We start from the raw sequence: 22,607 nt of genomic DNA on the forward strand, positions 1-22,607 counted from the left end.
TTTGCCCTCGAAGAACAGATCACGCTCCTTCTCGCGGCGCCCGATGATCGATGCTGGCTTGCGCCAGTCCATGAATGCCTTGCGGGCGCCGATGATATCGCCGGCCTTGAACTTCTTCACCCACGAGGCGCGCTCGATTGCGCCGGTGTTCCAATGGAACGACAGTGCCGCGGCAAACTGCGCTTTGGTGAGTGGAATGCCGGCGAATGCCTTTCGAACGGCATCGGCGTAGTTATCGAGCGCCCACACATAGACGCGAAGGCAGTGCTCGAGCGACTGCGACTTGCCGATGTAACGGTCGACGATATGACCGGTCGCCGACGTCAGACCGACGCTCCAGGTCCAGACGCCTACGCTGTCCTTGTAGGCCTGGCGCACGATCGCCTCATGCGAAGCGATCTCCATGGCGATGTCGTAGTCTACGCGCATGCGAAGTCCTTTCCCCCGCTCGCGCGGGCGATTGCTGGCATTGTGTCAGAAGGTGGGTTGGGGCCCCGGGAATTAGCCCTTGGTAGCGCTACTACCAAATGGGAGGTGCCACCCCGTGATTGGCTGGCTAAGGTCAGTCGCCTCAACACGGGCTTGAGGGTAAACCATGCGCATCTACGTGGAGCCGGCGAAAAGGCCGGGCCGGAAGAAGCTCATCAGCAAACAATCGCTAAACGCCGGGGACATCGAACGAGACGGCGATTGCCTCGTCCTCACCTTCGAGGCTGATGGCATCTATGACGCCTCCCGCTACCGATACACAATTGAGCTTTGTCCGGAGTGTGTCGCCGCGCTTAAGGATGCACTGGAGCGACCAATTGGGTAACTAGAGCAGACGCAGTCGATGGCTTTTTAATAGGTGCAGCCACCATGGATACCCTCTCTCCGCATGGATGGTTACATATCTTGTCGGGATCAACTGGCCGGCTCCAAAGCCGGCCGTTTTTCTTTTACAGGAACCAAATCGGCAACCAGCCGTTGAAGTGGTAGATGCACCCATCCCCCTCCATCCCCGGGAGCATCTGTATTGTCCCTGTTACAGACCGGCCACCGCGCCGGTCTTTTTTTTAGGTGGGTTGGCTAGTCCGGCCACATCATCGGATCCAGTTCGCCAATGAAGCCCTCGACCGTCGGCTGCTCGCGCTCGCTGGCAAGCACCTTGTCGAGTTCGGCATAGGCATAGGCCCAGCCGCCATCTCGCCAGGCAACGAAGGCCTGCGCTTCGGTCGCCCAGATCGGATTGGTGCTGGCGACGTAGCTGGCGAGAGAGTTGCCGCTGTCGTAGCGCCGGGACTGCGCCGTAGCGTCGACATGCGCTTGGATCGCCGTGCGGAACTCCTCGACGAGTGCAGCCTGCGCCTGTGCCACCTTCTGCTCGGCTGTAATGATGTTCGCTGGATCAGGCTTCCACATCGCCGGGCTCCTCGATTTCTGGTGCTGGAATGAAGGTTGAATCGACGGTTGGCGATTGGTGCCACCGATAGGTGGTTACGGTGACGCGTTTGCCGCCGACAACCTCTTCCTCTGTAGTCTCCTGATAGGTGTCCCATGGCAGATCAAGCTGCCCGTCCTCGGGCGAGATTATCGGCTCAGGGAAGGCCTGCCACGACTCCGGCTTCGGTCCGTGCGGGAGAATGAGCGTCAGGCGCAGATCGCCGCCTACGCGTTCGACAGTACCGACGATCCATTCACATGGCACTTCGCCGGCCGGGATAGTCGCGCCATCAGGTAGATCCGAGAAGTCGAAAGGCTCACCATTGATCGTCAGCACGTCACTGGCCTTGGAAACTGTGAGAGCGTCGTCGCGAAGTTGAGGAGAGAGGATGATGTGCATCAAAACCACCTTCCAACTGCCACAACATTGACCGGGTGCTCAAAGGCGGCACCGATCGATGAAACACTAACGATCGATATCGACATGCTTGATGTGGTGGGAATGTTCGGCGATGCGTAGGTCCCGTAGGGACAACCAGCCGGTCGCAGTGCCGTGACCTGTACTATGGGCGCAGCGACAAAGCTGGCAGCGAACGGCGCATGGACAACGTCACTCGCCCAAAATCCGTTACCCACTGCGGTCGTAATGGTGGTGCTATAAATCACTTGCCGGAAGGTAATCTGCGTTCCGTCCGCAAACCGGACGAACTCACCATTCGCATTCGATCCACGATCGATGATCGCGCCGGTGGGCACTCCTCCAGATTGGCCGACCGCTCCGAGGACGTTCCCACGATGATAGGCCGCTCGGCCCTGCGGGCCGATCAGGACGTCATTGCCGCTATCGAAGTTGAAGTAGAGGTTGCCACCAGGGGCAGCGCTGAGAACCAGATTGCCGGTGCCATATCGAAGGGTGTGCTTCGCAGGCGTGGCCGCACCGGAAACAATTTCAAGCCCAGCCGGGCCGCCGGCAAAGTCGGCGCGGGTGGTGAATGTCGGCGATGCGGTCGGAGCAGCCCCAAGCGTTCCTCGAGCATCGGCCTGATTTGCATCGTCCAGCAGCGTTCGCATGAACGGCGTCAGCGCGGTCGTATCCATTGTGCCGGCGCCGGTGAAAAACGGCAGACGATTTGCTGCCCCAACCAAAGCACCAAGCGCAGCGTTGTTGCCGCTTCCGATCATGGAAATGAGCTGTTCGATGGCAGCCTGATAACCAGCATCGTACGGCGTGAACTGGATTTCATAGGCGGCCGCGGTTTGCGCGGATCCGGTCCAGGCGTACGCCAGCGTCAGCGAAGTGTTGCTGTTCACTGACGCGATGCGGATGCCTGTACCTTTGTGGGTTCCAAAGAGGTCACCTGGACGAACGGACTGCTGCCACTGCGTCCCCTGCCCCGTTACCGCTGTTCCATTGGCAGCAACGGTCGCCGTACCAATATTGTAGAAGGCCTGCACCATGGCTATTCGCCCCCCTCTTCCGCGGGCTGCTGCAGTCGGCTTACCTGCTCCTGCAGTTGGCTCACAATGCCGACGAGGTCACGCACCTCCGCCGCGAGCAGTAGGCAGTCGTTCTCGGCCGCGAGCGCACGGCGCTGGAAGTAGGCAGCGACACGGTCGAGTTGAATCGTCCGCTGCTGCGGCACGGCTTCGCCGGCCGACAGGGTGTCGGTGTTCATGGAATGCTCCGGTGGGATGGGTTAGGTTTGTGGGGGCTGAAGGATGAGTCAGGTCGTTAGGTCTGGAGAGTGTTCTCAAGGACGACATAACGCCAAGTGGCTGGCGCATCTGTTGGGCCGCCCTGTGTCTTCCTGAAAACGTTGAGAGTGAAACCGGTAGTTCCAGCCTCTATTTCGTAATATGGGAACAGTCGCGCCGTACCCGATGCCGGGATACCAGCAGCCCAGAACGCGGTGACATTGCGTCGTCCGCTCTCGATTCCCGCCACCATAACAATGGGTGGCATTGCAAAGGTGCGCCCATAGCTCACCGTGGCGCGGTCATAAAAGGCATCCATGAACCCCGAGAACGGCGCCACCGTTACGGTGCCACTCAAAGCGATGCGTGCCGCCACCCAAGCTGGTGAGAACGCAAGCTGCGCGAGTGGCGCTGTGTCGACGTCATAGCCGGGTTTCGCGATGATGGGGCCGTTCGCATCCAGTCTTGCTCTAGACACTTGGCAGCCTCATCAGCATCACGTAGCAGCCTTGAGGGGAGCGACGGCTATTGTCGTTCTTCAGAAACCGTACCGATAATTGTGTCCGCGTCACACTGTGCCAAATGTACCAGCGCTCCAAGCCCGGAAAGCCATTCGCACTTGAGCCCGCGGCTTCGGACTTGGGGAATGGAAAGATGATGGTCCCGTTACTCCCCACTGGATAAATTATGCTCATCGGCACAGAACCGGTGTTCGGTATGGTCCGATTCACCGTCTGGTCTCGAACCTCCACTCCCTCGTATCCGGAAAATGGGCAGGCAATGAATTGCCACCAAAACGGCTGCGAATAGAGATGATCCTCATGCAGGAGAAAATCATTCTCTCCCGCCGAATCCACGTCGACGCCCGGTTTCGAAATTCGAAAGATCGGATTGGCGCCGGAAAGCTGGATTTTTCCCCGCTTAGCCATCAGGTCGAGAACCTATATGTCTGCCACCTGATCGCGATGTAGTCGGGATCGGAATTGAACGTCTTTTCGTAGTAGACGTGCAATCCGTCGTTATGACACCACATGCGAAACTGGTTGAACGCAATGGGTGCCGTCATAGCATGCGCCCATCCGGTCCACGTCGCTCCTGACAGCGAATAGTCGCATTGGAGCGTGATTAGCGGAATGTAGGGCAGAGTTGGCCATGTAATGACCTTGCTGTCTACTTTCACACCGGTCCCCGTATATTGCGGACTTGCCCACTCACCGTATCGATAAATGGACAAGTTCCCGATGTCCTCGCTGTCGAAGATCACCTGGTTGTTGGGGACCGCAAGATTGTTGGCGTCATGCGGCGCTTTGACGAACCGCATGCGCTTTTGCCCCCCGACATCCTTCAGAAAGCCACGTGAAGCCATCATTCAAACCACTCGATGCTGCCGTTGGAGAGGGTTATGATGAACCGGTTGTCGGGCGATCGGATCACGCCGGCCGTGACTGTTCCGATGTTAGCCATGTTCATGCGAGCCACACCACCTTGAAATATGAATGGATTAGCCCTCGACGAGCCGTCGGTAATCGCAAACTGGTCGGCGACGACCGTCACGCGGCTAAGCCCACCCGTGAGAGCGCTGATGAACAATGCCGCTGTGTGCGTCGTACCGCCGCCCGTGGCGGATGCACTAAGTCCGATGGTCGACTGAGCGCCCGTTTCCGTCGCAACCGTCTCAACACGGAAAAGCCCGGCCGCCGTAAAGTTACCAACCTGTGCGGTGAGCGCTGTCACCGCATTCGCATTCGCCGTGACCCGGCCATCGATCGTGGTGATTTGCGTTTGAAGCAGGTCAACCGCCGTCGCAATGTCGCCCTCGACCTTGACCTCAAGCGTTTCCAGCCGAAGGACGATCGCCGAGCCCGGCCCGGTCGCCGCAAGGATGTCCTCGGTCCACTTTGCCTCGGCCCGCTGGGACGTCGACGTCAGTTCACGCCGAAGCACCTGCCTGTCGAGATACGACTGAGCCGAACCGCCGCTGTCATTGTTCAGATTGCGGCGCGCTTCCTCGATCAGCTCACGGGTGCCGTTACCGATCCATTCTGTGGCCTCTGCGACCACTTCTTGGATTTCCTCGACAAGACCCTCCGGATAGACCGTCAGCGGCCCAGTGACCGTCGCCGTCGTCTTCCAAGGCGTGAAGCTCTTGAACCGATCCGGTCTTGTCGAGATCGTCGCTCTGGCCGTGTAGAAAACGCCCGAAACAACATTCTTGGTCGTGATGCACTCGCCAGCTTCAGCATCTGCCGTTTGGTCTTCATAGATGGTGGCTCCGGTCGAGCTCATACCGACGCAGTAGAAGAACCTTACCGCCCTGATCGTCGGATCAGCCGGCGGATCCCAGGTAAAGCGGAGCGCCGGCACCTGATAGCCTTCCGAACCACCAATCATCCCCACTTCGACATTGAAGTTCTGGACCGTCGAAAGCAGCGATGGATTGATCGGCGGCGTCGAGGGAATGATGATCGGGCCAGGCTCGATACCAGCTTCCGAATAGACATCGGCACCGGTCTCCGCGAGGGTCAGCGTGACGTTGAAGCTCTCGTCACACTGCCATTCGCGGATCAACCAGGTCCGGCCGTCGAAGGTGATCCATTCGCCTTCCTGGACACCCAAGCCCAGCCGGCGCGAAACGGGAACCGTAGCTGATCCGCCCTTCCGGTTCTGGCGGTAGCGGATGTTGAGCAGGTATTGCGCGATATCCGGATCGGAGACCTGCAGGAAGTCGTTCGAGGTCTGCCGGGGCCTGCCGTCGGCGGCGACGTCGGCACTGACATAGACCGGTTTCAAACTGGCCGGGTTCCACTGATCCTCCCGCGAGATGAATTGGCCGGAAAGGTAGTTGTAGAGCTCGAACGCAGACTTCCTGAGCTGCTTTTGCTGCGCGCGTTCGACCGGGATATCATTCGCTGTGATCGTCGCCACCGGAATCTGCGGCGCACCCGGGATGACACCAGATAGCCCCCGGCGATTGAGGCCATAGCCGGCCATCGCATCGTCGAACTCCTTCAGCACCTCGGTATGATCGTCATCGGAGGAGACGTAGAGCGCGGCCTGATAGGTCGGCTTGCCGTTGCGCAGCGTGTCGCAGACATTCATCGCCGCGAAGTAGGTGCCGAGGTCGAGTTGGCCGAGGCTCTTGCCTTCGCCGATGAGCGACCGTTGCGAGATCAGACCGCGCAGGCCCAACTGATAGTTCAGGCGTTGGAGCGCGGGGTTCTGAGAAAACTCCCATGTGGACGGCTGGTTAAGCCTGTGTGAACCGCTGCCGCCGACAACGGTGCTGTCTTTGCGCGGATCGTAGAGGCGCAGGCCGCGCAGCACAAATTCGATCTCAGGATGGCCCTGGCTGAACAGGTTCTCATCCCATTCGCGCTCGATGATGACATAGGCCATGCCAGTGCATCGGCTGGTCGCCTTCCAAGGCGTGCCGAGCGAGTTCGTGACGCTGACGAGACGAGCGTCTGCTTGCTGTCCCGGGCGGCCGTCATAGAAACGGATCGTCAACTTCTCGCCGAAGCCGGAGACCTGATAGCGCGCCGCCTCGTTGCCGATCGTGGCGACCGGCTCAAGGATGTGCTTCTTGCCGTAGAAATAGACCTCCGGCTCCAGCCCATCGCACCAGCCGTTAGCAAGGCGCCAGACGTCGACGTTATACTTATTTCCGCTGCCCCACTTCGCCCAATAAAGCCGCTGACCGCGATTGATCTTTCCGATGCCGTAAAGCGTGCCGACCGGTATATTGCCGCCGAACTGCGCGTCGCCCTGTACAGCCGAATAGGTGCGCTTCTTCGGACGGTTGAGATAGCTGAAGGCCAGATTGGCGGCGAACGCCAAGCCGCCGGAGATGATAGAGGCCGCCAGCGCCGAGCCAGCAAACAGCGCTCCGGCGATCGCCGTGCCGATCGCGGTGAAAATCGCCATGAAATGCTACCTGGGTCTAGCCGACGTGGAACGCAGCCTTCACGGCTGAGAGGTCATGAAACGAACGACCGCGCTCGGTTTTGGTGACGAAGCGGGCGCCGTTGCAGATGCCGACATGCTCGGCATTGTCGAGTTGGAGTATGACGACATCGCCCATGCGTGCCGCCGCCGGCGCACATGGCTCCAAATGCGTGGCGAAGAGGTCGACGAGCGACTTGAAGCCTCGCCTTCTCAAGGCTCTCTGGGCGCCGAGCAGCGTCTTGTAGGAGCCGCGATAAGTCGAGGTGAGCTTGAGCCTCTTATCGAGAGCATCGGCAACGCGGCAGCCGAAGAAGAAGCAATCGGCCGTCCCATAGCGGTAGGCCTTCGCCATCTCCTTCTCGACAACGACAGCGACTATCTCAAAGCGCGTCTTAGCCACTGCGTTGCCCCCATTCCTGCGGCCAACTCGCGTTGACAGCGACATATTCAAGGCTGGTGTCTGTCGGATCGTTGTCGAAGTTCTGCTCGGCCGGAGAAACCTTTACCAGCGTCGCACCGCGCGCTGAGCGGCCCGGCGGCTGGAGGTCGATTTCCAGCGTCAGAGAGCGCTCGCCATTGGCTCCCATGGCACCCTTCTGATAGCGCACCTGGTCGATCTCGTAGATCGAGGACGCCAGAATGCCCAGAACGTTGTTCGTGCCCGGCTCGCCCGCCAGATGCGAGATGATGACCGGCACATTCTGGTAGTCATAGAGCTCGATCTTGGCGATCGCATCGTCAGGGTTTTCGACAGGGACGTTGGAGAAGACGATCGTCCGGGTAGTGACCGCCACGCCTAGGGCCGACGTCATCGATCCGATCTGTAGCCAGCGGTTCGGCAGATAGGTTAGGCCGTTGTAGGTGTACGGCCGCCCTCCCCGATGATAGCCGACGGACTTGCCGGGCAGGTCGAACCGGATCAGGTCGAGGCGCGCGATCTGCCCGCTGTCGAGCTGATCCTGAACGGCGGGGTCTAGGCTCATGAAAAGAACATCTCCGCAGCTGAGAACGATGGCGATCTGTCTTGCTGAGACTTCTGCCCTGAGTAGGAGCCGGGCTCGATCTTCATCAGGCAACTCGCCTTCTCGAAATTGACCGTTGTGCCGGAAACCGGGAAATTCTGTGCGTCATAGGCAGGATCCAGGCTGAGCGTCACAACGCCTGAGCTGGATGCGCGGGCATCAGCCTCTAAAGAGTGCAGCGCCACCACATTTGCCGATCGACGGAACTCGGCATAATCGCCTTCGCGGAACTGGAAGAGCGGCGGAAGGCCACTGACGACAACCGTTCGGCTATTGGTGATCGACTGGAGGGTCGCGGTGCCATCGAACGCGCCGCCGCCCGCACGAGTGCCGGAGAGCGGCGTCCCGTTACCATCATCGTGCTCGATCGGCCGGGACCTGAATATGTCGCAGGCCCTGAACACACCGCCCCGTGTCGTCACGCGCCGAACGAAGGCATCAGCCTTTCCATACGGAAGCGGCTCGAGATGACCATAACGGAGCTCCGTCACCCAATAGGGTGTGCCGAACACCTGGCCCTCGGTAAAGCGACCTTCCATGCGGTTGAGGTTTTCCGGCACAATGAGGTCGAATCGCACCTGCTGAAAGCCGAGTTCGGGCAGAGTGAAAACCGGAGGCACCATCACTCGCCTCCGTTCTGCTTGTAGTTCGCCATGGCTTGGTTGTTCTGGCGGACGATCTGAATGGCATTCTGGTTCGCCTCTCCGATGATCTCTGCCTTCAGACCGTCGGCAAGTTCAATACGCACCGTCGACGTGCCGTTCTGATTTGATGCGACAGGCACATTGTTGTTGGCGCCGATTGGCCGTCCGGCATTGATCGCCTCGAGCAATTGCCGATGCTGAGCCGCGGGCCCGGCGCGAACGACGAACTCCTGACCATGGACGGCGCCAGCGACCGCGCTGGTCGCTCCGTTGCCGGTCCATCCGCCCGAGGAAAAGCCGAAAAGCTTCCCAAGGCCGTTGAACAGGCTGCCGAAGACGCCCGATCCGCCGCCAGATGAAGTCCCTCCGCTGAAGGCGTTCGCCCACAAATTATTTATCGCCATATCGATGAGCTTGTCAGCAATGCGGCTCAGCGCATTCATGGCCGCGTCTGCGAAGCTTCGGAGCACGCCCTTGCCCTGCTCCAAACCGGAACGGAAGTCGTTGAAGAAGCCCTTGGTGACGTCCTTCGCGAAGTCGAACGCCTGCTGCAATGCACTTGTGCGCGCCTCGGTCTCCGCCATTGAAGCGGCAAGGCCTTCCAGCTCGGCCTTTTGCGACGCCGTGAGTTTAATGCCTGCGCTCTGTGCCTGGTTGAGTAGGTCCTGAGTGTAGCGCAGCTTGTTCGCCTCACGCTCAGTCATACCAATGACCTGCGCTTCAAGCTGCTGAGCAGCTATGAACTGTTGGGCACTCTGAACGATTCTCTTGTATCGATCAGCGGCACGCTGTGCAGCCTTGTCGACACTCTCGGCACCTGCAACAGACCTTCCCCCGCCGTTGGGAATCCCATCGTTCGCACCTTCTCGCGGCCTGAGAGCATGGTCCCAAGCGTATTTGGCCAGATTTCCCGTCGCATCGGCAAGCGCCGAAGCAATTTCAGCCTCGTTGCGTAGATCGGAAATGATACCCGAAACCTGCTCGACGCCGACGCCGAACGCTCTGAGGATGCCACCGAAGGATGCTTCGAACCCCTCGACCATATCTGCGAGAAACGTCGCCCAGATCGACTGGAGATTGGCGACAATGCTCTCGAAGCCGTAGCCAAAAGCTACCAGGATTGCTCTGGACCGGTCGAAAACATCCTGGAAGGCTTCGCCCCACGTGTCGACGTGCTGGCGGGCTTCTCCGATTTGGTAGATGAACTCACCTAGCAGGACGACCAGTGCGCCGATGCCGGTCCGGATGAGAGCCGCGCGCAGAAGCGTCAGCGCGCCGGTAAGCGACATCGTGGCAACCTGAGCGGCAACAAATGATGCGACATAATAGGTACCATACATCGTCACCGCCGCTGCTCCGATGCTAACGACGCGGCCGATGTTGTCCGCCACGATGATCAGGCCGTCCGCAAAGGTCTCCGATGCCCCGAGCGCCTGATCCATGCTGCCGACGAACTGAAGAAGAGCATTGCGAATGAGGATCATGCCGTCGCCAATGGTCGCTGGCATCGATTCAGCCTCTTCTCGAAGCTGGATCATATTCTTTGTCAGGACGTTGAACAGCACCTCGCCTGTGATCTTGCCTTCCTGCGCCAGGCGCATCAGCCCACCGGTAGTGGTGTTGAAGTGCTTCGCCAGTAACTCAGCAACTCGGCCGCCATAATTCAGAACGTTGTTGAGCTCGATGCCGCGCATCGCTCCGAGTGCCATCGATCGGTTGAGCGATTCCTGCACGAACTCTGCGGCCCGGCCCTTCGCACCAGAAACGACCAAGGCGTTGTTGAGCGCTTCCTGATAGTCGAGTTGCTGCTGTGTGGACTTGCCCAGCTCGTTGAGAACGGTCGCGTTTCGAACGAAACCTTCCGCCGTTAGTTCGAGGTTGGAATAGGTCATGCGCGCGGTCTGGGCGATGCGCGCCAACACTGCGGGCGCGGCATCCATGTCCTTCACGGCGATACCCACACGCGAACTGATGTCGGACCATGTATCTGCGAACTGAACAAGGGCAGCACCGGCCGCAGCTCCGACAACAGCACCGACCGCGCGCGCCGCAAGCGTCGCAGCACGTTCGAACCCCCCATAGGCTGCGGCTGCTCGGGCAGCAGATGATGCGGCGTTGTCGTTGGCGGCGGCAGCCATGCGGCCGGCTTTCGACGATTCCGACCCGACGTTGCGGGCGGCCCGTTCAGCCGTGCCTGAGACTTGCGAGAAGCGCTCCAGGGAACGGTTTGCCTGATCAACCTGATCCGACCGGACAGCGATGCCCAGCGTCGCGATATCCATATTTACCTCACGGGCAGGTTGGGGCTATCTTCCCGATCAATTCGGGGAGAGCTTGGTGAACAGAATTCTTGCAGAGACGCTGACTGCGCTGAATGGCGTCATCGCCATAGCGATTGTCATTGGGGCAGCATTTATGGGTTACCGCCTATTCAGCGGTTCGCCCTTCGGCGTCTTCTTCGGCGCGGCTATTGGACTGCTGATTGCCGCGCTTTCCTGCGGCGTGATTGCCTATCTGGTTCTGATCGAACGTCATCTTGCCAAGCTAGCGGGAGTCTCGCGAGACGAAGACATTCCAGCTTCAACGCGACGGGAACCCCGGCTCTAGCCAAACAGCGCATCGAACAATTCACCGCTGAGCGTCCGGCTTTCGACCTTCTGACGCTCGCTTTCCGGTTTGCTGGCAAAGTCGAGGTAGGCTCTATCCATCGCGCGGATACAGGCCCGGAACGTCTCCGTCTCGGCGTCGTCGTAACCGGAGCGTTCAGCCCATGCACGGATTGAGGAAGCAGGTATCGGCCCGACACCCATGCCGATTTGACGATCTGTAGACAGTTCCCAGAACGCTTTGAGCCATTCAAGGGTGCCCGGCGACAGATCACCCTCCAGGATTAGGTCGTCGCCAGCGAGGCTGCGTGCGACGACCGCTTGGAGTTTCCCTCAGCGTCCGCCTGATAATCGGCGCGGCCTTTGTCGACGACGCTCGCCGCCCAGGTCACGGCATCTGCGAATGCCATATAGTCAGGGTTGGTGAGCCACTCCTTGGCAAGATCGGCGTCATACGGAAGCGGATTCCCACCGTCCGTGAAACCATCCCATTCGAGGAGCACCGCCTCGTGCAAAACCTCACCAAGAATCCTCATCGCCACCTCGGGCTTCAGCGAGCCATCGCGCTCGCGACCTTCGCGGGAGACCTTGCGTTCCTTTCGGGACCGCAAAGCGACCACCGTCGGGCTGGCAAGTCCGCGAACTCGCAGCCGGGCGTCTTCCAGGCCGGGAATGTCAGAAACCCACTCGCCGGCTTCTGCAGCCTTGCTGTCTCGCTTGAGCGCGGAGATATCCATTACGCAGCCACCTTCACGATGTTGGAGTTGATCTCGATCGTCGCGTTGAGGTTCGAGATCGTGTTCGCATCGCCGCCCGCCTCTTCGGCGCTCATGACCAGGCCGATGAAGTAGCGTTCGCCGCCGGAGGAAAGCTCGACCTTGAACGCGTAGTTGTCTCGGGTCTTGGACGCTGCGATGAGCGCGATCTGGCCGGGATCGGTTTCGATGATGGCGAACGTGTTCTGCATCTGGCCAGCGTTCCACGTGCCCTTCTGCTTGATGTCGCGGCCGCGGTTGATGAGCGAAGTGGTGATGAGCGCGGCGGTGTCGCCTGCGGCACCCATGGTCGACCAACCGTCAATCTCGACGAACGTCTGACCGTCGAAATCAGCCTCAACGAAATCGGTGCTTTTGTCCGCCAGAACGCCGCCGATGAACAGCTTTGAACCGGCAACCGGGAAAAGGGCCATGTCGGCCTCCTGTGCTGGATGAAGCCCTTGCCGAAGGGGCGGAGACGGCCAAAATTGTGAACTGTAGATCACAATTTGCTTGACTTGTTGTGAACTACAGATTACAAAAAGCCATGATCGAAGTTCGCAAAACCGCTGTCTTCACCAAATGGCTCGATGGGCTTCGTGACCGGAATGCTCGCATTCGCATCGCTACCCGCATTCGGCGCATGGAGACTGGAAACCCCGGCGACGTGAAGGCCGTTGGCGAAGGCGTTAGCGAGATGCGGATTACCTATGGCCCTGGCTACCGGGTGTATTTCGTTCGGGATGGCGAGACGGTCGTCATCCTGCTGTGCGGCGGTGACAAGTCATCCCAAAGCAGCGACATCACCCAAGCCAAGCGAATGGCAAAGGAACTCTGATATGGCCCTCGAAACGACCAAGTTCGATATCCAGGATTACCTCAAGACCCCTGAAGACCGCGCCGCCTATCTCGAAGCAGCCTTCGAGGAAGGCGATCCTGCATTCATCACCCACGCGTTGAACGATGTTGCCCGCGCCATCGGCATGACGGATGTTGCCAAGGCGGCCGGCATCACCCGCGAAGGGCTTTACAAGGCGCTCAGCGAGAAAGGCGACCCGAAGCTTTCCACTCTCCTTGGCGTTGCCCGCGCGCTGGGCGTCAAGCTGACGGTCGCCCCCGCTGATGCGAACGACAACCATGCAGAGGCTAGGCTGGGCGCCTAGGCGTAGCAGCGGTACCGAACGCTCACAGGCGCTCGCCAATATGCGTCGTCGCGATACGGCTGGGCCACGTCCGGCGCGCGCTCGACGCGGACGGAAACACCCTGAAACGTCATTCGATGATCTGTCGGGAAATGCGCCGCGATCTCCCCTGCCCGCTGGATCAGAACGTCGGGGTGCGTCTTGCCGGATCCTGTGCCTATCTCCGACGCTGGCCAGCAGAGCGTGATCTGCAGAATGCCCGGTCGCTCCTGTGGTGCGTCCGAGCCGATGAATACGCGGTTCACGCGGTTCGGCATGTGCCGGCATTCGACGAACGGCAGCAGCTTCCCGCCAGCCGAAGGCGGCGTGAACGGCTCCATCGGCCAATTGATGGTGAAGCCCGGCAGTGTAGCCACACGGGCACGCAGCGCCTGCCAGACGCCTGTTTCCACGGTCGCGCTCATAAGCCGAACCTCGCCTTTACTCTAGCTGCAACCCTGGCGACGATCTCGCGCCATCGCTGGGCAACCAATGCCACCCACTGGCGAGGCGGCATCTTGGAGGTGCCATAATGGACATAGGCGCCATAGCGCGCCGTGTAGCCGAGGTAGATCGTCTCCCCGAGCTCCGCGTTGTTGATGACTAATTCGATCTGTCCGAAGTCTGGCACGACCGAAGCACCGGGGTTGTCGACGCTGAGGCGCGGCATCTCGCTAGTGGATGCCATAAGTGAGGCCTGGAGGAACTTCGTGCGTTTGTAGCCCTCGCTTTCCGGCGTCTCGTAGATCATGCTTTCAAGCTGCTGATTAAGTTCTTCGAGCAGTTCCTGCGCTGATTCCTTAAAGACCGCTTCCTCGGCTCCTATGACGCGACGGGTCCAGTTCTCGATCGTTGCCGTGAATGTCTGCGCCATCAGCCGCCCACGTGTTCCTGATATCGGCGCAACGCCTGCGCAGTGTAGTCGATACGATACTCAGCCCGGCAGAAGCAGCCGATGGTGTGTTCGACCGGCGCGTTCTCATCGCGCGGATACCGAAGCCGCGTGCCGTCCGGCGCAACGAACGGCTCATTGAACCCTACCGTCTGGCCTTGCATCGCCTTGTGCTGCGGCCGCTCGTTCTTACGTGCGGTATGATGCCAGGTTTTCGTGATGTCCTGCACGTTTAGCTTGCCGTCGGCGATTTGCTGACGAAAGGCATCATCCCGAGCCATGTCGAGTGCTGTCATCGTCTCATGTCGGGCCACGACCTTGCCACGGTAGTAGAGCGCCTTGTCTGAGTACCGTGAGGAGATGCGCTCCGCGATATCCGGCATGCCAACTCCTTCTCGCAGCGCCTTGATCACCGACCGGTCGAACCCCTTGTCGCGAAGCTGAAGACCCAAATACCGACGCATCAGTTTGGTATCGCCGTCGCGCATCGCCTGCCTGATCCAATTGGCAGTGCGCATCTGCTCACTGGTGAGGCCCAACAAGCCGCCTTCCCTCCTACCTGTCACCCGATTGATGCGGCCCACTGCATTCAATGCGGCGCGATGCGGGCTCGCTCCGGCAGCAAGGTTCTCGGCGAAGATTTCAGCCAGACCGCTCCGCATGTCTTGCGTCATGCCAGTCACAGCGCGCGCGGCGTGCCGACGGATGGCCGCCTCACCCTCCAGATTGCGAACGCCCCACGAAAAGACGATCCGATTACCAGATGGATCGCGGAGCCGAGGCATCGCATCGATCGTTGCGAAGCCGCCCGCATTGTACGCCTGCACGATGGTGTTCTCGAAGCGGGCGAAGACGCCATCCTCAATGCCGAGATCTCGGACGGCGCCGGCCACGTCATTGCGCTCCAGCCGCTCGACGATGCGTCGCAGAATGATGTTAGATCGGATCGCCGCGACAGCCTCGATCCATCCGATTCGAAGCTGCGGTTCCCAATCGGCGGCAAGGTTTTCAAGGATTTCGCGGCTGGAAAGACGCTTCAGCATTTGCGATACCCCTTGGAACGTCATGGAGGATCCGATGATTACCGGACCGATTTGCAAGGCAGCACGTGCCATCGTCGAGGTCAGCCGTTCCAAATTGGCTGAAAACTCAAATGTAGATGGAGCGGTTATCGAAATGTTCGAGCGCGGCATCGACACCCCATCCGATGAAACGATCGCATCTCTTCAGGCCGCACTGGAAGAACTCGGTGCTATCTTCATCCCTGAAGAAGGCTCCAACGGCGCCGGCGTACGATTGAAATTCAGCCGATCGGTCACCAAGAGGCTTGGAAACCTGGAAAACGAAGGCGGCCCCTCAGCCAAGGATGATGTTCAGTAGCCCCATTACGCCCTCACCACATACCGATGCGCCACCGGCATTCCTGCTGCCGGCACCGTGAGATCGCGCACGATGGTGACCGGCCGGCCGTCGATGTTCAGCGTATCGAGCAAGGTGGCGTCGAACGCGACCGGAGCCGGTGTCACTGCCACGCCATCCACTTCGACCAGAACCATCTTGTGCGAGCAAGTCAGCTCGAGATCGGTGGCAACGACCGCATCGCCGTCGACCAGCTTGGCGCTGACGCCCTTCACCACCGCGTCGAGCTCGTAAACGTTTGTAGTCGTCTCGCCTTCCCACGGCTGCCACGTAGGCCAGTCATCGGGCTTCTCCGCCTGCGTGGTGCGGATTACGGTAACCCGCCCCTGCTTGAAGCGTCCCAACAACCGCGTCGCCGTGGCCTGCATCCGCGCGTAGTCGAAACGGTCGCTCATTCGAATTGTCTCATTGCAATCGCAAGAACATCTGCCCTAGAAGGCTGCAGGCAACACCCAAGGGGAAAGCACAGCAATGGAAACTGATCCGGATCGCGCGGAAGTAAACTCCCAGATCGAACTCACCGCGGATATCGTATCTGCCTACGTCTCCAACAATCCGGTTCCCGCGGCCGAACTTCCCGCACTGATCGAGAGTATCCATGGGACCCTAAGAGCACTTGCAGGGGCCGCGCCAGCGGGAGACTCAGAGCCTTTTCAAAAGCCCGCCGTGCCCATCAAGAAGTCGGTGCATGACGACTACATCATCTGTCTTGAGGACGGAAAGAAGTTCAAGTCGCTGAAGCGTCACCTGACCACCTACTATGGCATGACGCCGGATGACTACCGCGCCAAATGGGGCCTGCCGCGCGATTATCCGATGGTAGCACCGGGCTATGCCGCTGTAAGATCGGAAATGGCAAAGAAGATGGGCCTCGGCAGGAAGAAGGCCGCCGAACCAGAGCCGAAGAAGCGCGGTCGCAAGAAAGCTGCCTAAACCACTAGAATGCCTGGCGTTGGCGTCTTCAAGAGAGGCGCCAACAAACCCTCGATCACCGTAACAACCGGGCGAGCCGCAGTGGTCAGATCGGTACGGTCCGACACTGCATATTCCATCTCAACGGCGCCTTCGACCTTCTCCCGCTTCACCAGTGATGTGCCGCTGACGACCGCGGACAAGGAACCAGGCTCGCGCAGTTCTATCAGCGCGGCCTCGTAGGAGGCGTTCACGACCCGCTTGGGTATCTGATCGTCTCTTACCTCCGGCACACCAATGCGCGGCCATTCCCGCTCCTGCTCCAATCCGCCTGTCGGCATGCCGATAAATCGCGCGCCAAAGGTACCATCGATATAGGCACTGCCGCGCTGACGAGCGGCGGGAATACTGCCGGCAGGCATGTCGTAACCAGCCGCGGTCACATAGTCGGTGAAGCCGTCATCGGTTCCATATCCAGCCATGCCCTATTGCCTCCTGGAACTTTAATCCGATGCCAATGTTTGGTGGCATCACTCAGGGAGAGAGCCATGCCAAAAGAGAAAACAAAGGGTTCTGAAAAACGCGGCGACGAAACGAAGAAGTCAGGCAAAACCAAGGGCGATAAAAGCATGCAAGCAGGCGGAACTGCCGGCGGTCTCGCGCAGGATACAAAACACGGTCTCGGCAAGAACGAAGATAAAATCCGGGACCGTCTCAAAGGTTGAGCAGGTGGGCCGCGAATTCGCTCGCGGCCCAGCAGGGATCAGCCCTTATTGCCGAGCTCCACGAGTGCAGCGACGATCTCATCCTTTTTCGTTGGCGTAGCAGCCCCGAGAAGCTTCGCTGCGGCCGCTTTAAACGCCATGAACGGCACGCTGCCGTCTTCGGCCATGGCGAGCACTTCCGCCGGCGTCCTCTCGACCTCGGGCACCGCCGCCCTCTGCGGCGAACCTTCGAGCTTCAGGAACGGCAGGCGTCTGGCCTGCCTGGCTCCAACGTCCGAGAAGGTGATCTCCTTCGTCTCACCCGGTTTCAAGTAGATCACGCCCTTCGCCGAATACACGCCTTGGAGGGCCTTGGAGTTGTTGGTGACTTTCATCGTCTCCTCCTCACATTACGCCGGAGCGGTGATTTCGTCGCCATAGGCCGCCGCGGCTGGCAGGCGCCATTCAGTGCCGCCGGTACGCGCAATCACACCCTGCTCGAAGGCCATGATCGACTTCGGCCGAGGCTGGAGCACGCGGCGCGGCATCGGCAGGTGGAAGCGCACAACCTCCGGGTCGCGGCGATAAACCATCATGCGGCCGCCGCCATCCTGAGACGCCGAGGCAAGCTCGCGAAGCGGACGAATGTCGAGCTGCTGGCCGGTCTCCGCGGTGTAGACGTTGTTCTTCCGGAGGTAATCGAGCAGGTTGAGCACGCCATCGCCGGCGCCGAGACGACGGTTGTTGAGGAGCCGGAACGCCGACGGCGGAAGACGAAGACTGTCGATCCACTCGATTTCCGACGTGTTGTCGCGGACGCTGCCGATCAGGTCGTTGATGTCGCGCAGGATCTGGTCGTTGTCCTTGTCGGCCCAGAAAGTGGACGAACTCGAGCCGTCGGCGGCGACGTCGACGCGAGGCACGGTCGGATCGTTGACAAAGCCGGTCCAGTTCTTCTCGGCCGAACCGCTCATGGCGATGCCATTGAGAAGCCGTTCGATCGCCTGCGACGACGCCATGGCCTTGGTGTCGGTGAGCGGAATGCCATAGAGCGAGGACTGATTGACCTCCTCCAGGTTCCACTCCCAGCCAGCGCCGATCATCGCGAAGTCATGGCTGTGCTGGTCACGGGTGGCCGACGAGAACGGAATGTCGTTCGCCGCACCCGAGATGAACTTCGCCTCACCGGCGATGTCGACCGTGAAGAACATGGTACCGATGGCCCATTCGTTCCCCTCGGTGATGACCGGCACGTGAGAGCCGTAATCGAACGTCGGATAGCGCTTCTGGTAGATGCGCGTCTCGATGTTGCGCCCCTGCGAAATCACGAAGGGGAATGCAGCCTGCGCGTCAGCGAAAGGCTGGCGGATGATCTGGTTCATTGTATTGATCCTTTTCGTGATCTGGCTCAGGCGCCGCCGGTATCGGCTTCAGGATGAATGGTGGCGCGCAAACGCAGGCTGATCTCGACGATGTCACCGTTGCCGCCTGACGTGTCGAACACAGCGTCCGGAATCGGGCCGACGATGTTCGCACCGGCCGCGCCGACATAGCGGTGGGTGGACGTGTTGTAGAAAACCTCGCCGCCATCGATGACGGCGCCGCCCGCGATCACATACATCGGGCCTTGGGTCATGAAGGCGCCGGTGAAATACTGCGGATAGGCGTCGGGAAGCGTCGCACTCGCAGGTACCGCGGGGTTCAGGATGGCGATGCCGAGGAACGTGCCCGAAGCCAGCGGAACAACGCCATGGTCACCCGCGCCGCGCTGGACCGGCTGACCGAAGCGAACGCCATCAGCATTCTCCACGGTGCGACTGATCCGGTTGCTCTTCTCCTCCGACGCGATCTGACCGTGAAGGCCCTTCGCCGGAGCTTCGGAATAGGTCGTCTGATAGGTTGCCATGTGCAGGCCCTCCTCAGTTGGCCTGGGCCGGCAGGTGAGCGGACTGCATGTCCTTCACCATGGCGGCATAGGCATCGGCCGCCGACTTGTCGGCGTCATTGATCGGCTGGAGACCGCTCTGGACGACGGAGCGGAACGGATCGGCCGCCTTCACGTCCTTGGCGATCGCCTTGAACATGCCGGCGACCTCGGCGTCGGAAGCGTCCTTCACCAGTTCATCGCCGAGCCTGGCCTTGACCGCCGCGCGCTTCAGGTCCGCCTCGGACTTGCAGTTCGTCTCGATCGAGCCGTCGATCGCCTTCACGGTCGTGACGAGCTGGGCACGGTCGGCGACCATCTTGTCGATGTCTTCCGGCTTCGGCGCGCTGTCCTGCGCCTTCTTGAGATCGGCCTTGAGAGCTCCGATCTCCTCGTCCTTCTTGGCGAGGTCGGCATCCTTGGCGGCGAACGCCTTGGAATGGGCGTCATTCACCTCCGCGAGCTTGGCTTGGTGGCGCTGCTCGGCATCGGCGAGTTTGGCTGCGGAAGACTCCAGATCCTTCATCAGCTTGGAAATGGCCTGGGCGCCCTGGTCGGTCGTCTGAACCGACAGTCCGTCCACGACCACAGTACGAAGTGCGTCACCCATCGTGACTTTCTCCTTGTCTGAGGTGGAAATTGGGGCGGCGCCCCACTCATTCGCACCGTCGCCGATGCGAACCTGATGACCGGCCCTTCCCCGCTGCACGATCGCAACGTGGTTGACCCGGATGTTCCGTTGAACTGCGTCGTATTCCTCACCGGCAGACGTCTTGCCGGCGGTCCAGTCGAGATCGCAGCAATAACCGGCCGAAAGCTCCCGCTTGCCGTTCTCGATGTCCCTTATGGCAGCTTCGTCGCTCACCATGAGGGGCACGCGAAGGAAGATGCCCTCGCCGGCAATCTCGTCACCGGTCTGGCCGACGGCATACTCCTTCCAATTTTCGGAGGTCACATGCTCGTCGGGATGATCGTTGGTGACCGGGCGATGGGCAGCGGAGCGCAAAGTCGTCTCCGAAAAAACCTCGTCGCCAGGCCGGTAGACACGAACGGAGGGCATATCCGGCTTGCCGACTTCATGGCCGGCATAGAGCTGAATGCCCGTGCGTGCGATCCTGGCGTCGGCAACAAGGTAGCCGTCGTCGCGCCGCCGCGTTCCCGCTACGGTTACAGCGTCTGTGAATTGCACTATTGTCTCCTTTTGGAGGGAGAGAGACCGATGCGGGTTAACGGTTCATGTCACTGCGGCGCGATCGCATTTGAGGCTGAGATTGACCCCAATCGAGTACGCATCTGCCATTGCAACGATTGTCAGAAGCTGTCTGGAACGGCCTTTCGGGTGACAGCTCCGTGCCCCGAAGAGGCTTTTCGACTGCTCCAGGGTTCGCCAGCGATCTATACAAAAAAGGCACAGAGTGGCCGGCGGAGGCTACAAGTCTTCTGCCCGAACTGCGGATCACCCTTGTACGCAACGAGCGATGAACCACCTGGAAGCCGAACCTTTGGCTTACGCGTCGGCGTTCTCGATCAGAGAGGTGAACTTAAGCCGAATCGGCAGTACTGGTTTCAATCTGCTCTAGCATGGCTGCCAAAGCTTCCCGGGAATGCGGCGGCAGGGAACTGAAAACCCTTCAGCCCTCTGGCACTACGGCCGCCACCGCTTCGTCCTCGTCTTCCTCTTGCTCGGAAAGGCGGCCGTACTCCTCGATGGCCTTTTCAAGCCCAGGCAGAGAACCATCCTCGACGAGCGCATTCACCAGACCATCGCTGAGCGCCTCTATCGGGATGAGCTCGGGCGACATGCCACCGCTACCCGCGATCGCGCGCGCCGCATCTGCCTTCGTCTTGAAGATTTCAGCCCGCTCTTTGTCCGTCATCTGCCACAGCGGAGCCCAGGAATAGTAGATGGACGGATCGCGTGAACCGAGTGCCGAGCAGATCAGAGCTTCGTCCAGCCGGTAGAGAGCTGGCGTCATTTCGATTTCCTGCATGGCGGAAATGCGGTCGTAATAGTTCCGCAAATCCGCTTCCCCGGTGCTGTTCAGGCCGGCAGGTGACTGGCCGAGAAGGCGCGTAGCCGGGATGTCGGCCGCGCCCGAGACGATCGTCAGGAAACGGTCGAGAATGTCGGGCAGCGTCGCGAACGAGGCCGATTTGCTCTCATATTCCTCCTCCTTGTCGAGGAGCAGCGTGCCATTGATGCCTTTCGCCGTGTTGGCCAGTGTGTAGCGTTCGAGGATTTTCCTCTTGTAGGTCTCGTCTCCCAGCGAAGCCATGAAGTTCGGCAGTCTGATGATGTCGACCTTCGCCTCGAAAACTAGAGAGGCGATATTCGCCGCGGTGCTATCGGCGTTCTTGATCGCGTCCAGAACAGAGACGAGCACGCTATCTCCCCAGCCCTGGTGGAATGCCAGATCCTCGTCGCCCGTGGAGTTGCCCTGAAAGATAGCCAGCCGCGACGGATGCACATCGATCGTCCGGCCGTCTCTCGCGCTCACTCGATAGTATGACGGTCTTCCGTAGAATTCCGAGCCAGGATCGCGATCGATCTCGCCCGCCGCGAGGTGCTTACGCGTGAATACCGTCAGGTACTGCACCCCGCCGCGCCCAATCCGCTCCACATCGAGCGGCAGCATCATCTCTTGCTCGCCCGTGCCGATCAGAATGCCCGCGCCGCCGAGAAGCCGTGCCTTGATCCGCGCCTCCAGCACTTTGCCGCGGAGGTTCAGCCGCTTCTCCTCGGCTTCGATCTTCTCGATCTGGCGATCGCCGGCTTGCCAATTGCGCCAGTTCCGGCAGCTATCGAGTGCAGGAATGTCGACGATCTTCCGCGGCAGCCAGGCGCCGCGATAGGCATTGATTATCTGCTCATCCGACAGGAGCGGCATGCCATAGAAGGTGTGTGCCGCCTTGTCTCGCTCCGTCCCCATCCGAGAAACGAGGTTCGTCAGGCTGTCGCCGATCACACGAGCGAAGTTAACGACCGATCCCATGTTGCCTCCGTGCGGCGAACTGACCGCGGGCGGTCAAATTGACATTACCGGCGAGATGGCCGACATACCGTCGATGCACACCAATTCCTTTGCCCTTTTCCCCGTCTGCAAAGGCGGCCTTCAAATAGGCTGACTGCCTGGTGCCGCTACCTGCGAGAGCAAGAGCGGCGCCAGGAAAGTGAATCCAAGACATCAGAACTGTCCGAGCACCGGCCGAACCGCGCTTGGTTGCGCTTCGCTCGCTGGTCGCCATTCACTTTGGGTGAGCCAAATGACTTTCAAATACAGCTTCACGTTTCCCATCAGCGGGCCGAACAAGCTGCCTCGCTTCAAGAACTGGGCCGCTGAACATGCTCCCGACGTAGAGGTCAGTCTTCCGCCTCAGGTGCCGGTCAAGAGCGAGGCTCTAACGATCCGCCTGAAATCTCTCGAGGATCGGCAGAAGCTTGTGACCAAGCTTGCAGGCGCAGAGCTCTAATTGTGGCGACGGCGG

General features: G+C 60.1%; 34 protein-coding genes and 1 pseudogene. 9 read left to right on the forward strand and 26 right to left on the reverse strand.

Translation table 11 applies throughout. The features are described 5' to 3' along the window. A partial coding sequence (locus XW59_RS06225) for a lysozyme (RefSeq protein WP_137326987.1) occupies nt 1-429 on the reverse strand: 429 nt, incomplete at its 3' end. 166 nt (nt 430-595) lie between these two features. Here XW59_RS06225 and XW59_RS06230 point away from each other — a divergent pair. Further along, entirely contained in the window at nt 596-814 is a 219-nt protein-coding gene (locus XW59_RS06230) for a hypothetical protein (RefSeq protein WP_047144320.1), read from the forward strand. 254 nt (nt 815-1,068) lie between these two features. Here the strand turns inward: XW59_RS06230 and XW59_RS06235 are convergent, their stop codons facing one another. The 12 genes and pseudogenes from XW59_RS06235 to XW59_RS06290 all read right to left on the reverse strand — a co-directional run bounded on the left by XW59_RS06235 (nt 1,069) and on the right by XW59_RS06290 (nt 11,010). Further along, entirely contained in the window at nt 1,069-1,401 is a 333-nt protein-coding gene (locus XW59_RS06235; RefSeq protein ID WP_047144319.1) for a hypothetical protein, read from the reverse strand. A 130-nt stretch (nt 1,402-1,531) separates the two neighbouring features. Next, nucleotides 1,532-1,822 (reverse strand): annotated as a pseudogene (locus XW59_RS06240) (hypothetical protein); the annotation flags it as partial. After that, nucleotides 1,822-2,880 carry a hypothetical protein gene (locus XW59_RS06245; RefSeq protein WP_052958035.1) on the reverse strand — a complete coding sequence of 353 codons (1,059 nt, stop codon included), beginning with the start codon at nt 2,878-2,880 and terminating at the stop codon, nt 1,822-1,824. The pseudogene XW59_RS06240 and the gene XW59_RS06245, both read right to left, overlap by 1 nt. A 2-nt stretch (nt 2,881-2,882) precedes the next feature. Further along, on the reverse strand, nt 2,883-3,098 hold the full coding sequence (locus XW59_RS06250; protein ID WP_047144318.1) for a hypothetical protein: 216 nt from the start codon (nt 3,096-3,098) through the stop codon (nt 2,883-2,885). Nucleotides 3,099-3,154: 56 nt separating this feature from the next. After that, nucleotides 3,155-3,595, reverse strand: coding sequence for a hypothetical protein (locus XW59_RS06255; RefSeq protein WP_136068030.1), 441 nt, complete (start codon nt 3,593-3,595; stop codon nt 3,155-3,157). Further along, nucleotides 3,588-4,046, reverse strand: a complete 459-nt coding sequence (locus tag XW59_RS06260; RefSeq protein WP_047144316.1) for a hypothetical protein — start codon at nt 4,044-4,046, stop codon at nt 3,588-3,590. Before XW59_RS06260 ends, XW59_RS06255 begins: the two co-directional genes overlap by 8 nt. Next, complete coding sequence (locus tag XW59_RS06265) at nt 4,046-4,486, reverse strand: hypothetical protein (RefSeq protein WP_047144315.1); 441 nt, start codon at nt 4,484-4,486, stop codon at nt 4,046-4,048. Before XW59_RS06265 ends, XW59_RS06260 begins: the two co-directional genes overlap by 1 nt. Continuing rightward, a complete protein-coding gene (locus XW59_RS06270; RefSeq protein ID WP_047144314.1) occupies nt 4,483-7,041 on the reverse strand; it encodes a phage tail protein in 2,559 nt (852 codons plus the stop codon). Before XW59_RS06270 ends, XW59_RS06265 begins: the two co-directional genes overlap by 4 nt. A gap of 16 nt (nt 7,042-7,057) precedes the next feature. Continuing rightward, nucleotides 7,058-7,462 carry a hypothetical protein gene (locus XW59_RS06275; protein ID WP_246666017.1) on the reverse strand — a complete coding sequence of 135 codons (405 nt, stop codon included), beginning with the start codon at nt 7,460-7,462 and terminating at the stop codon, nt 7,058-7,060. Then, a complete protein-coding gene (locus tag XW59_RS06280) occupies nt 7,455-8,045 on the reverse strand; it encodes a hypothetical protein (protein ID WP_047144312.1) in 591 nt (196 codons plus the stop codon). The genes XW59_RS06275 and XW59_RS06280 overlap by 8 nt, the downstream gene beginning before the upstream one ends. Continuing rightward, nucleotides 8,042-8,707, reverse strand: a complete 666-nt coding sequence (locus tag XW59_RS06285; RefSeq protein WP_047144311.1) for a hypothetical protein — start codon at nt 8,705-8,707, stop codon at nt 8,042-8,044. Before XW59_RS06285 ends, XW59_RS06280 begins: the two co-directional genes overlap by 4 nt. Then, the gene (locus XW59_RS06290; RefSeq protein WP_052958034.1) at nt 8,707-11,010 is read right to left on the reverse strand and encodes a tape measure domain-containing protein; all 2,304 of its coding nucleotides are present in this window, start codon (nt 11,008-11,010) and stop codon (nt 8,707-8,709) included. The genes XW59_RS06285 and XW59_RS06290 overlap by 1 nt, the downstream gene beginning before the upstream one ends. Nucleotides 11,011-11,065: 55 nt before the next feature. Between XW59_RS06290 and XW59_RS06295 the strand changes: the two genes are divergently transcribed. Further along, a complete protein-coding gene (locus tag XW59_RS06295) occupies nt 11,066-11,335 on the forward strand; it encodes a hypothetical protein (RefSeq protein ID WP_047144555.1) in 270 nt (89 codons plus the stop codon). On the opposite strand, the gene XW59_RS06300 is transcribed toward XW59_RS06295, so the two are convergent. The 3 genes from XW59_RS06300 to XW59_RS06310 form a co-directional block, all read right to left on the reverse strand. Next, complete coding sequence (locus tag XW59_RS06300) at nt 11,332-11,538, reverse strand: hypothetical protein (protein WP_047144310.1); 207 nt, start codon at nt 11,536-11,538, stop codon at nt 11,332-11,334. The two genes, XW59_RS06295 and XW59_RS06300, sit on opposite strands and share 4 nt — an antisense overlap. An 80-nt stretch (nt 11,539-11,618) precedes the next feature. Then, entirely contained in the window at nt 11,619-12,071 is a 453-nt protein-coding gene (locus XW59_RS06305) for a hypothetical protein (RefSeq protein ID WP_047144309.1), read from the reverse strand. Continuing rightward, nucleotides 12,071-12,523: a hypothetical protein gene (locus XW59_RS06310; RefSeq protein ID WP_047144308.1), complete on the reverse strand. Its 453-nt coding sequence runs from the start codon at nt 12,521-12,523 to the stop codon at nt 12,071-12,073. The genes XW59_RS06305 and XW59_RS06310 overlap by 1 nt, the downstream gene beginning before the upstream one ends. Nucleotides 12,524-12,636: 113 nt before the next feature. Here XW59_RS06310 and XW59_RS06315 point away from each other — a divergent pair, with 113 nt between their 5' ends. Together XW59_RS06315 and XW59_RS06320 are read left to right on the forward strand one after the other, a co-directional pair. Further along, complete coding sequence (locus tag XW59_RS06315) at nt 12,637-12,927, forward strand: type II toxin-antitoxin system RelE/ParE family toxin (RefSeq protein ID WP_047144307.1); 291 nt, start codon at nt 12,637-12,639, stop codon at nt 12,925-12,927. A gap of 1 nt (nt 12,928) precedes the next feature. Further along, nucleotides 12,929-13,252, forward strand: coding sequence for an addiction module antidote protein (locus tag XW59_RS06320; RefSeq protein WP_047144306.1), 324 nt, complete (start codon nt 12,929-12,931; stop codon nt 13,250-13,252). On the opposite strand, the gene XW59_RS06325 is transcribed toward XW59_RS06320, so the two are convergent. Genes XW59_RS06325 through XW59_RS06335 form a run of 3 tightly spaced genes read right to left on the reverse strand, consistent with a single transcriptional unit; the run spans nt 13,249 to nt 15,205 of the window. After that, a complete protein-coding gene (locus tag XW59_RS06325; protein ID WP_047144305.1) occupies nt 13,249-13,695 on the reverse strand; it encodes a phage tail terminator-like protein in 447 nt (148 codons plus the stop codon). The two genes, XW59_RS06320 and XW59_RS06325, sit on opposite strands and share 4 nt — an antisense overlap. Next, entirely contained in the window at nt 13,692-14,144 is a 453-nt protein-coding gene (locus XW59_RS06330) for a hypothetical protein (RefSeq protein WP_047144304.1), read from the reverse strand. The genes XW59_RS06325 and XW59_RS06330 overlap by 4 nt, the downstream gene beginning before the upstream one ends. Next, entirely contained in the window at nt 14,144-15,205 is a 1,062-nt protein-coding gene (locus XW59_RS06335; RefSeq protein ID WP_047144554.1) for a phage minor head protein, read from the reverse strand. The genes XW59_RS06330 and XW59_RS06335 overlap by 1 nt, the downstream gene beginning before the upstream one ends. Before the next feature lie 34 nt (nt 15,206-15,239). Between XW59_RS06335 and XW59_RS06340 the strand changes: the two genes are divergently transcribed. After that, nucleotides 15,240-15,542, forward strand: coding sequence for a helix-turn-helix transcriptional regulator (locus XW59_RS06340; protein WP_047144553.1), 303 nt, complete (start codon nt 15,240-15,242; stop codon nt 15,540-15,542). 5 nt (nt 15,543-15,547) lie between these two features. On the opposite strand, the gene XW59_RS06345 is transcribed toward XW59_RS06340, so the two are convergent. Beyond that, nucleotides 15,548-15,976 carry a hypothetical protein gene (locus XW59_RS06345; RefSeq protein WP_052958031.1) on the reverse strand — a complete coding sequence of 143 codons (429 nt, stop codon included), beginning with the start codon at nt 15,974-15,976 and terminating at the stop codon, nt 15,548-15,550. 76 nt (nt 15,977-16,052) lie between these two features. On the opposite strand from XW59_RS06345, the gene XW59_RS06350 reads away from it, so the two are divergent. Beyond that, complete coding sequence (locus tag XW59_RS06350) at nt 16,053-16,514, forward strand: MucR family transcriptional regulator (protein ID WP_047144303.1); 462 nt, start codon at nt 16,053-16,055, stop codon at nt 16,512-16,514. On the opposite strand, the gene XW59_RS06355 is transcribed toward XW59_RS06350, so the two are convergent. Further along, nucleotides 16,511-16,975 carry a DnaT-like ssDNA-binding protein gene (locus tag XW59_RS06355; protein WP_047144302.1) on the reverse strand — a complete coding sequence of 155 codons (465 nt, stop codon included), beginning with the start codon at nt 16,973-16,975 and terminating at the stop codon, nt 16,511-16,513. The genes XW59_RS06350 and XW59_RS06355 overlap by 4 nt on opposite strands. A 66-nt stretch (nt 16,976-17,041) precedes the next feature. On the opposite strand from XW59_RS06355, the gene XW59_RS29280 reads away from it, so the two are divergent. Then, the gene (locus XW59_RS29280; protein WP_170990102.1) at nt 17,042-17,218 is read left to right on the forward strand and encodes a hypothetical protein; all 177 of its coding nucleotides are present in this window, start codon (nt 17,042-17,044) and stop codon (nt 17,216-17,218) included. 38 nt (nt 17,219-17,256) lie between these two features. Here the strand turns inward: XW59_RS29280 and XW59_RS06360 are convergent, their stop codons facing one another. Genes XW59_RS06360 through XW59_RS06375 form a run of 4 tightly spaced genes read right to left on the reverse strand, consistent with a single transcriptional unit; the run spans nt 17,257 to nt 20,310 of the window. After that, nucleotides 17,257-17,592, reverse strand: a complete 336-nt coding sequence (locus tag XW59_RS06360; protein ID WP_047144301.1) for a hypothetical protein — start codon at nt 17,590-17,592, stop codon at nt 17,257-17,259. A 15-nt stretch (nt 17,593-17,607) separates the two neighbouring features. Then, complete coding sequence (locus XW59_RS06365; protein WP_047144300.1) at nt 17,608-18,579, reverse strand: DUF2184 domain-containing protein; 972 nt, start codon at nt 18,577-18,579, stop codon at nt 17,608-17,610. 26 nt (nt 18,580-18,605) lie between these two features. Further along, nucleotides 18,606-19,103, reverse strand: a complete 498-nt coding sequence (locus tag XW59_RS06370; protein ID WP_047144299.1) for a hypothetical protein — start codon at nt 19,101-19,103, stop codon at nt 18,606-18,608. Between the two features lie 13 nt (nt 19,104-19,116). Continuing rightward, nucleotides 19,117-20,310: a DUF2213 domain-containing protein gene (locus XW59_RS06375; protein WP_047144298.1), complete on the reverse strand. Its 1,194-nt coding sequence runs from the start codon at nt 20,308-20,310 to the stop codon at nt 19,117-19,119. A 30-nt stretch (nt 20,311-20,340) separates the two neighbouring features. On the opposite strand from XW59_RS06375, the gene XW59_RS06380 reads away from it, so the two are divergent. After that, entirely contained in the window at nt 20,341-20,745 is a 405-nt protein-coding gene (locus XW59_RS06380; protein WP_082137458.1) for a GFA family protein, read from the forward strand. A 7-nt stretch (nt 20,746-20,752) separates the two neighbouring features. Here the strand turns inward: XW59_RS06380 and XW59_RS06385 are convergent, their stop codons facing one another. Then, a complete protein-coding gene (locus tag XW59_RS06385) occupies nt 20,753-22,114 on the reverse strand; it encodes a phage portal protein (RefSeq protein WP_047144297.1) in 1,362 nt (453 codons plus the stop codon). 271 nt (nt 22,115-22,385) lie between these two features. Here XW59_RS06385 and XW59_RS06390 point away from each other — a divergent pair, with 271 nt between their 5' ends. Then, entirely contained in the window at nt 22,386-22,592 is a 207-nt protein-coding gene (locus tag XW59_RS06390) for a hypothetical protein (protein WP_047144296.1), read from the forward strand. Nucleotides 22,593-22,607: the final 15 nt, after the last annotated feature.

It is taken from the genome of Aquamicrobium sp. LC103 (genome assembly GCF_001014615.2).
GTDB lineage: Bacteria > Pseudomonadota > Alphaproteobacteria > Rhizobiales > Rhizobiaceae > LBCQ02.

Excerpts from the sequence above, each read along its gene's own strand:
- XW59_RS06230 (WP_047144320.1), top strand. The coding sequence starts at position 596 with ATGCGCATCTACGTGGAGCCGGCGAAAAGGCCGGGCCGGAAGAAGCTC.
- XW59_RS06235 (WP_047144319.1), bottom strand. The coding sequence starts at position 1,401 with ATGTGGAAGCCTGATCCAGCGAACATCATTACAGCCGAGCAGAAGGTG.
- XW59_RS06245 (WP_052958035.1), bottom strand. The coding sequence starts at position 2,880 with ATGGTGCAGGCCTTCTACAATATTGGTACGGCGACCGTTGCTGCCAAT.
- XW59_RS06250 (WP_047144318.1), bottom strand. The coding sequence starts at position 3,098 with ATGAACACCGACACCCTGTCGGCCGGCGAAGCCGTGCCGCAGCAGCGG.
- XW59_RS06260 (WP_047144316.1), bottom strand. The coding sequence starts at position 4,046 with ATGGCTAAGCGGGGAAAAATCCAGCTTTCCGGCGCCAATCCGATCTTT.
- XW59_RS06265 (WP_047144315.1), bottom strand. The coding sequence starts at position 4,486 with ATGATGGCTTCACGTGGCTTTCTGAAGGATGTCGGGGGGCAAAAGCGC.
- XW59_RS06270 (WP_047144314.1), bottom strand. The coding sequence starts at position 7,041 with ATGGCGATTTTCACCGCGATCGGCACGGCGATCGCCGGAGCGCTGTTT.
- XW59_RS06280 (WP_047144312.1), bottom strand. The coding sequence starts at position 8,045 with ATGAGCCTAGACCCCGCCGTTCAGGATCAGCTCGACAGCGGGCAGATC.
- XW59_RS06285 (WP_047144311.1), bottom strand. The coding sequence starts at position 8,707 with ATGGTGCCTCCGGTTTTCACTCTGCCCGAACTCGGCTTTCAGCAGGTG.
- XW59_RS06290 (WP_052958034.1), bottom strand. The coding sequence starts at position 11,010 with ATGGATATCGCGACGCTGGGCATCGCTGTCCGGTCGGATCAGGTTGAT.
- XW59_RS06300 (WP_047144310.1), bottom strand. The coding sequence starts at position 11,538 with ATGGGTGTCGGGCCGATACCTGCTTCCTCAATCCGTGCATGGGCTGAA.
- XW59_RS06305 (WP_047144309.1), bottom strand. The coding sequence starts at position 12,071 with ATGGATATCTCCGCGCTCAAGCGAGACAGCAAGGCTGCAGAAGCCGGC.
- XW59_RS06310 (WP_047144308.1), bottom strand. The coding sequence starts at position 12,523 with ATGGCCCTTTTCCCGGTTGCCGGTTCAAAGCTGTTCATCGGCGGCGTT.
- XW59_RS06315 (WP_047144307.1), top strand. The coding sequence starts at position 12,637 with ATGATCGAAGTTCGCAAAACCGCTGTCTTCACCAAATGGCTCGATGGG.
- XW59_RS06320 (WP_047144306.1), top strand. The coding sequence starts at position 12,929 with ATGGCCCTCGAAACGACCAAGTTCGATATCCAGGATTACCTCAAGACC.
- XW59_RS06325 (WP_047144305.1), bottom strand. The coding sequence starts at position 13,695 with ATGAGCGCGACCGTGGAAACAGGCGTCTGGCAGGCGCTGCGTGCCCGT.
- XW59_RS06330 (WP_047144304.1), bottom strand. The coding sequence starts at position 14,144 with ATGGCGCAGACATTCACGGCAACGATCGAGAACTGGACCCGTCGCGTC.
- XW59_RS06335 (WP_047144554.1), bottom strand. The coding sequence starts at position 15,205 with ATGCTGAAGCGTCTTTCCAGCCGCGAAATCCTTGAAAACCTTGCCGCC.
- XW59_RS06340 (WP_047144553.1), top strand. The coding sequence starts at position 15,240 with ATGATTACCGGACCGATTTGCAAGGCAGCACGTGCCATCGTCGAGGTC.
- XW59_RS06345 (WP_052958031.1), bottom strand. The coding sequence starts at position 15,976 with ATGAGCGACCGTTTCGACTACGCGCGGATGCAGGCCACGGCGACGCGG.
- XW59_RS06350 (WP_047144303.1), top strand. The coding sequence starts at position 16,053 with ATGGAAACTGATCCGGATCGCGCGGAAGTAAACTCCCAGATCGAACTC.
- XW59_RS06355 (WP_047144302.1), bottom strand. The coding sequence starts at position 16,975 with ATGGCTGGATATGGAACCGATGACGGCTTCACCGACTATGTGACCGCG.
- XW59_RS29280 (WP_170990102.1), top strand. The coding sequence starts at position 17,042 with ATGCCAAAAGAGAAAACAAAGGGTTCTGAAAAACGCGGCGACGAAACG.
- XW59_RS06360 (WP_047144301.1), bottom strand. The coding sequence starts at position 17,592 with ATGAAAGTCACCAACAACTCCAAGGCCCTCCAAGGCGTGTATTCGGCG.
- XW59_RS06365 (WP_047144300.1), bottom strand. The coding sequence starts at position 18,579 with ATGAACCAGATCATCCGCCAGCCTTTCGCTGACGCGCAGGCTGCATTC.
- XW59_RS06370 (WP_047144299.1), bottom strand. The coding sequence starts at position 19,103 with ATGGCAACCTATCAGACGACCTATTCCGAAGCTCCGGCGAAGGGCCTT.
- XW59_RS06380 (WP_082137458.1), top strand. The coding sequence starts at position 20,341 with ATGCGGGTTAACGGTTCATGTCACTGCGGCGCGATCGCATTTGAGGCT.
- XW59_RS06385 (WP_047144297.1), bottom strand. The coding sequence starts at position 22,114 with ATGGGATCGGTCGTTAACTTCGCTCGTGTGATCGGCGACAGCCTGACG.
- XW59_RS06390 (WP_047144296.1), top strand. The coding sequence starts at position 22,386 with ATGACTTTCAAATACAGCTTCACGTTTCCCATCAGCGGGCCGAACAAG.